Below are 7,250 nucleotides of genomic sequence, written 5' to 3'. Positions count from 1 at the left end.
ACTTACGGAAGTCAAACCTGGACCTGCGGAAGCCCCCCTCGGCGTGCTGGTGTCGGTGGGGAGGGAGGCATGCTGCGGCAGCGGTGCCCGGGGCCGTCATGGCTGACGCGGACCCGGGCACCACGAAGAGCTGCCTCCCGAGATCAAAGGTGGCGGCGGTGTTTCGCGGGCTCGAACCGCAGCGCCCTGGGGGCGCCTCACCAAGAAGTAACCGCTGCCGTCGCACCGGGAGGTGCGGACGAACTATTCACGTGTGGGTGTCCAGAGATCGAAGGCGGCTGAGGTGACATAGCTGCTCTACCGACTGAGCTACACCGGCGAGTACCGGCGGCGGGACTCGAACCCGCGACACGCCCATTAAGAGTGGAAGTAACCTCTGCCTGCGCACCTGGACAGGAGAAACCCTAGCCAGGCCCCTGCCGTCACCGCACTCCATTTACCGCCGGACCGCCGGACCGCCGTCCCGTCCGCTCACGCCGTCCCGTCCGCTCACGCCGGAGCGACGATCACCGCCCGGGCCCGCTCGGTCAGCTCCCGCACCCGGCGTTCCCCCTGGAAGGGCTCCAGCCGCCGCAGCATCTCCACCACGTACTCCCGGCTGCGCTGCGAGGAGATCCGGCCGGCCACCTCGACGGCGCGCTCGCCGGCGGCGACCGCGGCGTCCAGGTCGCCCGCCTCCGCCTCGGCCATCGCCGAGACCACCAGCCGCAGGCCGTGCGAGCGGACGAAGCCCTCGGTGGGCGTGGCCAGCGCCTCGCGGGTGAACTGCCGGACCTTGGAGGGCACTCCGAGGTCGCGGAAGCACTCGGCGGCGTCGGCGGCGAGCCGGTCGTAGGCGTAGAAGTCCATCCACGCCGGATCGGGATCCCCGGCGCGCGCCCGTTCGAGCGCGCTCTCCGCCGCGCCGAGCGCCGTCGCACACGCCGCCGCGTTGCGGGCCTTGGCCTGGGCCCGGGCCTCCACCAGGTGGAAGAAGCTCATGGTGCGGGCGGTGGCCAGGCCCCGGTTGCGCTCCAGCGCGGCCTGGGCGAGGTCGACGGCCTCCTCGGCGAAGCCCCGGTAGCCCGCCTGGAGGCTCATCGAGGCCAGCACGTAGCCGCCGAGCGGGACGTCGGCGGCGGCCCGGGCGAGCCGCAGCGCCTGGATGTAGTAGCGCTGGGCGGCCTCGTGCTGCCCGGTGTCGAAGGCCATCCAGCCGGCCAGCCTGGTCAGTTCGGCGGTCGCGCCGAACAGCGCCCGGCCGACCGCGTCGCTGTACGAGGCGAGCAGCAGCGGCGCCGCCTCCACCCGCAGGCACTCCGGCACCATCGACGAACGCCAGTCGCCGCCGCCGTACTTGGAGTCCCAGCGACGGGCCTCCTGGGCGGCCTCGCGGAGCTTGGCGGCGTCCGAGTGGCCGACCCGGTAGGAGGAGGTGTCGGTGGGGGAGCGCGGCACCTCGCGGGCCACCGAGCCGTCGGCGGGGGTGATCAGCCAGCGGGAGACGGGGGTCGCGTAGGCGGCGACCGAGAAGGTGCCGGCCAGGCTGTCGCTCCAGCGGCCGCCGCCGGGGCCCCGGCGCAGGTCGAGGTCGACCCGCCACAGGTCGGTCGCCGAGCGGACCGCGTCGGCGACCTCGCGGGGGAAGGCCAGGCCGAGTTCGGGCGCCGGGTCGGTGTCGCCCAGGCCGATCTCCTCCAGCGGGACGGGCCGGCCGAGCTTGCCGCCGATCGCGGTGGCGATCAGGTGCGGGACGGGCCCCTGCGGCACCATGCCCTTGCTGACCCAGCGGGCCACCGAGGTCTTGTCGTACCGCAGGGTCAGCCCGCGTTGGGCGCCGAGGTCGTTGACCCGGCGGGCCAGTCCGGCGTTGCTGATCTGGGCGAGGGTCAGGAGCGTGCCGAGCCGTTCGTTCGGTCCACGTGGGCTGACGGTCATGGTGGCGGCTGCACCTCCTGCGGCCTTGTGCGCGGGGCCCGGGCGGCACCGGGCCGTAGCTGCTGTACCTAGCGTAGTCGGACGCGTTCCGACGGTTAAGAGGTCGCATTCCGGATGGCGGGATCGCGCACTCGGCCGCGCCGCACCGGAGTTGGTCCGGACCGCTCGGATCCGGCCGACCGCGCCGCGCGCCGGAGCGTCGTGCTCCGGTCCCGTGTACACGTGCGCCCGGCCGTGCCCCCTGGCCCGACCGGCTGGTCGGCGATTCGCTGGTGGTCGTGGGTCGGCCTGCCGTCGAGGACCCGGCGGGCCGGGGGACGCCGCCGCCTCAATCCCCGCGGGTGGTGGTGAAGTCCGGGAGGGCATGCGGATGCCCTCCCGGGCCGGGCGACGCCTTTCGGCCATCTCGCGATGCCCATGCCAAAGGCGTCTCGCCGGCGGTCCGGGCCGGGGAGGGGGAGGCCCGGCCCGCCCGCTCCCCGGAGTGCGGGACGGATCGAACTCCCTTCCGGCGGACGGAACTTGCCCACGCGCAGTGATCGCGCACCGGGCGGAGCTCCGGCCGGGAGCGGGCCCGCGCGCGCATCGGTGCCCGCCCGCACGGCCCCGACGGCCCGTCGAACGGCCGGTCCGAACGGAGGCGGAACCCCGGAACACCGGCCACGGCGACGCCCCGCGGTGGCACGATGTCTCCTGACGGCGCGTCCGAGCTGCGGGGACCCGCCGGGACGCGCCCGGGCCGCCACGGCAACACCACCCGGCCGCCCGGCGGGCGGCGAACGCGCCGCACGGATGCAGGTCCTCGTCCGGTGGAGGCGCGATGCGGTGGCTGACGGGCTGGTGCACGGGTGCGCCGAGCGCGGGCACCCCGGCGCACGAACTGCGCGGCGGGGTCGAGCCGATCGCCGCCCGCCCGCTGTGGTCCGGGCCCGACCCGCTCTGGGCCGTGGGCGATTGGCGCCCCGCGGAGATCCGCCTGGTCATCCACCGCCCCGGCGCCCCCGCCGTGGTCAGCACCGGCCCCACCGAGCCCGACCGGATCGAGGACACCCCCGCCACCACCCGGCTCGCCGTCCTCGGCCACTGCGGAGCCACCGACGCCGAGCTCGCCGCCGGCCTCGCCGCCGCCCGCGGCGGCGCCGTCCGCCACCTCACCGCCTGGCCGGGCAGCTACACCGTCGTGCTGCGCTCCGGCCCCCGCTCCACCCTGCTGCTCACCGACCTCGCCGGCGCCCGGCCCGTCTTCCACACCCCGTGGGCCGGCGGCACCGCGTACGCCACCGCCGCCCTGCCGCTCGCCGACCTGGTCGGCGCCCCGCTGGACACCGGCCACCTCGCCGCCCGGCTCGCCTGCCCGGAGTCCCCCGAGGCGCTCGGCGCCGGCACCCCGTACCTGGGCGTCCAGCGGGTGCCGCCCGGCCACGTGCTCGGCATCCGCGGCGGCCGCCCGTACCTGTCCGGCTACGACGACCCGGCCGGCGCCGAGCAGCCGCGCGACGAGGCGCCCGCCGTCCGCGAGCTCACCCGCGCCCTGCTGGAGTCCGTCCGCTCCCGGGTCCGCACCACCGCGCCGGTCCCCGACCCGGTCGGACGGGCCCGGCTCGGCGTCGACCTCTCGTACGGGACGGCCTCCGCGACCGTCGCCCTGCTCGCCGCCGCCGTCCCGCTGCCGCCGGTGCCCGCGGCCACCGCGGCGGCCCGGGCGGCCACCGCCGGGGCCAGGAGCGGCGCGGTCAAGGGCTCCTGGGCCCGCGCCGCCGCCCGGGAGGCCGTCGCCCCCGAGCGGTTGGCCGCCGTCACGCTCGGCGAGACCGGGCCCCCGGCCGGCCTCGCGCTCGCCCCCGACACCCCGCGACTGCGGCACACCGTGCTCGACCCCGGCCCGGACACCCTCCCGTACGCCGGGCCGGGCGCCGACCCCCGGGCGGGCCGGCTCACCGACGAGCCCGGGCCCGAACTCGTCGCCGCCGCCCGGGCCGAGGCCCGCTTCGACGCCGGCGGCACCGACCACCTCACCGGCTACGGCGCCCGCCAGGTCCTGGACGGACACCCGGCCCGGCTCGCCGACCTCGTCCGGGCCGGGCGGCCGCGCGAACTCCTGCCCCCGGTCGTCGCCCTGGCCGGCGTCGACCGGGCGGCCGCGGGCGTCCTCACCGGCACGCTGCGCACCCCGCTCACCGTGCTCCGGGCCGCGCACCGGCTCTCCCGGGTCCGCTACGCCGAGGCGCTGGACGAGGCGGCCGCCAAGCTGACCGCCCGCCACGTCCCGGACGGCGGCGGCACGGCGGGGGCCCGTTCGGCCGTCGACCTCGCCTGGTGCGTGCCCGGCCCGGCCGCCCGCTGGCTCTCCGACGAGGCGCTCTCCTCGGTGGCGCTGCGGCTCCGCCTGGCAGCGCGCAAACCGGCGCCCGAGGAGCACCCCGGCGCGTACCGGGCCCGACACGCCCTCTACCGGCAGGCGCGCGGGTTCCGCACGCTCGTGCACGCCGCCGAACAGCCCGGCCAGCGGCTGCACGCGCCCTTCCTCGACAACCAGGTGGTGCGCGCCGCCCGGCTGCTGCCCGACGACGTCCGCCTCCAGCCCGGCGCCCGGCACGCCCTCCTGCACGCCGTCCTCACCGGCGCCGGCCGCACCGACCTGCCCCCCGACTGGGGCCGCGGCCCCCGCCCCGACCGCACCGCCCCCGCCCGCGCGGGCCTGCGCCTCGCCGCCGACGGCCTCGCCGAACTCTTCGACGCCCCGCTGCTCGCCGAAGCCGGCCTCATCGACCTCCCCGCCGTCCGCGCCCGCCTCGCCCACTCGGCCGACCCCGCCACCCCCCTCTCCCCCGCGGACCTCGCCGGCCTCGCCGACCTCGTCTCCACCGAACTCTGGCTCCGCCGGGTCCGCTCCCGCCGCCACGGCGCCTGCTGGACCGGCCTGCCCAGCCCCCGCCGGCCCGCCCTCACCTCCTGAGCCTGTCGGGCCCTGTGAGCCTGTCCGGCCTCCTGAGCCTGTGGAGCCCGCTCCGACGACTCCCGCCGGCCCGCCCCGCGACCGTGAGCCCGCCCCCGCACCCCGCCCTGCGGCGCGGTTGCCGGAGCCGGGTCGGGGCGGCGGTGATGATGGCGGGGGTGTGGATCCGGGGCGAGGAGGGTGCGCGGTGGCCGGTGGGAGCGCGGGGCGGGAGGTGCCCGTCGTGCTGTCGGTGCTCGGCCGGCCGCCGACGGGGCGGCCGCCGGGAGTGCTGGCGGCGTGCGACGGCTCGGACGGGTCGCTGTGGGCACTCGACCGGGCGATGACGGAGGCCGAGCTGTTCGGGCTGCCGCTGTACGTGCTCGCCGTGGTCAACCCGGCGCCGGCCGGCTACCCGCCGGGGATGGCGGAGCTGGTGCAGGAGAGCGTGGAGACGCTGGTCGAGAGCATGGCGGACGGGCTGCGCCGCTCGGTGGCCGCCGTGCAGCGCCAGCGCCCCGCGCCGTACGCGGGGGAGCTGTCGCTGCACGTGGTGCTGGGCAGCGTGATCGAGGTGCTGCTGGAGGCGGCGACCCGGCAGCACACGCTGGTGATCGGCACCCGGGGCAACGGCGGCTTCGCCCGGCTGCTGATGGGCTCGGTGAGTTCGGCGGTGGTGCACCACGCGGCCTGCCCGGTGCTGGTGGTCCCGGCGCCGCCCGCGGTGTGATCCGCTCCACGGACCGGGCCGCCGGGAATGCACCGAGATGGTTCATCGTTCACCCATCTTGTACACATTCGCCAAGACGCCCCCTGGAGCCCCCCGCAATGAAGGTCGAGATCTGGAGCGACATCGCCTGCCCCTGGTGCTACATCGGCAAGCGCCGTTTCGAGCAGGCCCTGGCGGACTTCCCGGGCAAGGAGCAGGTCGAGGTCGTCTACCGGCCGTACCAGCTGGTCCCGGACGCTCCCGCGACCGCGAGCCCGCACCGCGCCTGGCTGGCCGAGCGCTACGGCCCGCAGTCGGTGGCGATGGACGCGCGGGTGGCCGAGCTGGGCCTCGCCGAGGGCATCACGTACGACTTCGACGCCGCGCTGCACGCCAACACCCTCCTGGGCCACCGGCTGCTGCACCTCGCCGAGGTCGAGTACGGCCCGGCCGTCCAGGGGCGGCTGAAGGAGGCGCTGCTGAAGGCGCACTTCACCGATGGCGTCGACGTCGGTGACCGCGCCGCGCTGACCGACGTCGCCGTGGCGGCCGGCCTGGACCGGGACCGGGTGACCGCCTACCTGGCGGGCGACGAGGGCGTCGCCGAGGTCGACGCCCAGCTGGCCGAGGGCCGCGAGCTGGGCATCAACGCCGTGCCGACCTTCGTCTTCGAGGGCAAGTGGGCCGTCCAGGGCGGCCAGGACGCCGAGACCTTCCGCAAGGTGCTGGACCAGGTCGCCGCCGAGATCGGCGAGCGCCGTCCCGCCCCGGTGCAGGTCGCCCCGGCCGGGGAGGCCTGCGCGGACGGCTCCTGCGCCATCTGACGCCCGGCCGTCCGGCGCCGACCGGGCGCACGGCACCGCGGACCCGAGGCCCGCTCCAGGACTCCTGGAGCGGGCCTCCGTCACGACCGACCGGAAGACCACCCGGAGGACCACCCGGAGGCCCGACCGGAGGCCCGACCGGAGCGCGCGCCCGTCACGAGCACCGGAAGCGGGCCTGGGCCCAGTCCGCGACGTTCAGTGCCGACCAGATCCCGCTCACCGGCGTGACCACCAGCTTGACCGACTTCTGCCCGGTCAGCGGCACGTGCACCGGTACCGCGTCGTCGCCGACGGCCAGCGCGCGGGAGCTCCACAGGGTGCTGCCGTCGCCGCCCTGGACGGAGAAGACGACCCTGCCCGGGGAGAGCGTGGCGTCGTCCACCCCGGCCACCGCGTCGAAGGACGCGCAGCTGCGGTTGAGGTCGATCACGGTGGCCGCCGGGGCGTGCACGGTGATCGCGTGCGGGTGGTAGTCGCCGCCGATCCAGCCGCCGTCACGCTGCCAGAAGTTGTCGCTGCCCTTCTGCCGGATGCTCGGCTCGGGCGGCGGCACCCGGTTGTTGCCGGGCTTGAGCACCGGCAGCGAGTTGCCCCAGAAGTCACTGAGGACGGGCGGCACCGGCGTGGTGACGGTCGGGGTCGGCACCGGCGGCAGGGTGGGCGTCGGCACCACCGGGACGTCGGGCGTGGGCAGCGGCGGCAGGGTCGGCACGGGCACGAGCGGGGGAGTGAAGGTCGGCTTCGGCGCCTTCGAGCTGCTGGGCGCGGGCGTGACCGGCTCCGGCGCCCCGGTGGTGGCGGGCTGCGGAGTCCGGGAGGTGGCGGCCGGCTGGGCCGCGGGGCTCGCCGCGGGCGCCTCCGGGGC

At 77.0% G+C, this 7,250-nt stretch carries 5 protein-coding genes and 1 tRNA gene; 3 read left to right on the top strand and 3 right to left on the bottom strand.

Going from position 1 to position 7,250, the window contains the following annotated elements; translation table 11 throughout:
* Nucleotides 1-322: 322 nt before the first annotated feature.
* Nucleotides 323-384: transfer RNA gene (locus ACFVGO_RS39040), tRNA-Ser, on the bottom strand.
* Nucleotides 385-489: 105 nt separating this feature from the next.
* Nucleotides 490-1,917 carry an MFS transporter gene (locus ACFVGO_RS39035; protein WP_359913997.1) on the bottom strand — a complete coding sequence of 476 codons (1,428 nt, stop codon included), beginning with the start codon at nt 1,915-1,917 and terminating at the stop codon, nt 490-492.
* An 820-nt stretch (nt 1,918-2,737) separates the two neighbouring features.
* Between ACFVGO_RS39035 and ACFVGO_RS39030 the strand changes: the two genes are divergently transcribed.
* The 3 genes from ACFVGO_RS39030 (at nt 2,738) to ACFVGO_RS39020 (ending at nt 6,385) form a co-directional block, all read left to right on the top strand.
* Nucleotides 2,738-4,873, top strand: coding sequence for an asparagine synthase-related protein (locus ACFVGO_RS39030; protein ID WP_380636906.1), 2,136 nt, complete (start codon nt 2,738-2,740; stop codon nt 4,871-4,873).
* Nucleotides 4,874-5,060: 187 nt separating this feature from the next.
* Entirely contained in the window at nt 5,061-5,582 is a 522-nt protein-coding gene (locus tag ACFVGO_RS39025) for a universal stress protein (protein ID WP_359914003.1), read from the top strand.
* Nucleotides 5,583-5,680: 98 nt separating this feature from the next.
* Nucleotides 5,681-6,385 (top strand): DsbA family oxidoreductase, encoded by a 705-nt coding sequence (locus ACFVGO_RS39020; RefSeq protein WP_359914006.1) that lies wholly within the window; start codon nt 5,681-5,683, stop codon nt 6,383-6,385.
* A 154-nt stretch (nt 6,386-6,539) separates the two neighbouring features.
* On the opposite strand, the gene ACFVGO_RS39015 is transcribed toward ACFVGO_RS39020, so the two are convergent.
* Nucleotides 6,540-7,103, bottom strand: coding sequence for an NPCBM/NEW2 domain-containing protein (locus ACFVGO_RS39015; RefSeq protein ID WP_359914009.1), 564 nt, complete (start codon nt 7,101-7,103; stop codon nt 6,540-6,542).
* Nucleotides 7,104-7,250 lie beyond the last annotated feature (147 nt).

This window comes from Kitasatospora sp. NPDC057738, from assembly GCF_042798815.1.
GTDB lineage: Bacteria > Actinomycetota > Actinomycetes > Streptomycetales > Streptomycetaceae > Kitasatospora > Kitasatospora lactacystinica.
This window is presented reverse-complemented; position numbering and strand designations above follow the sequence as displayed.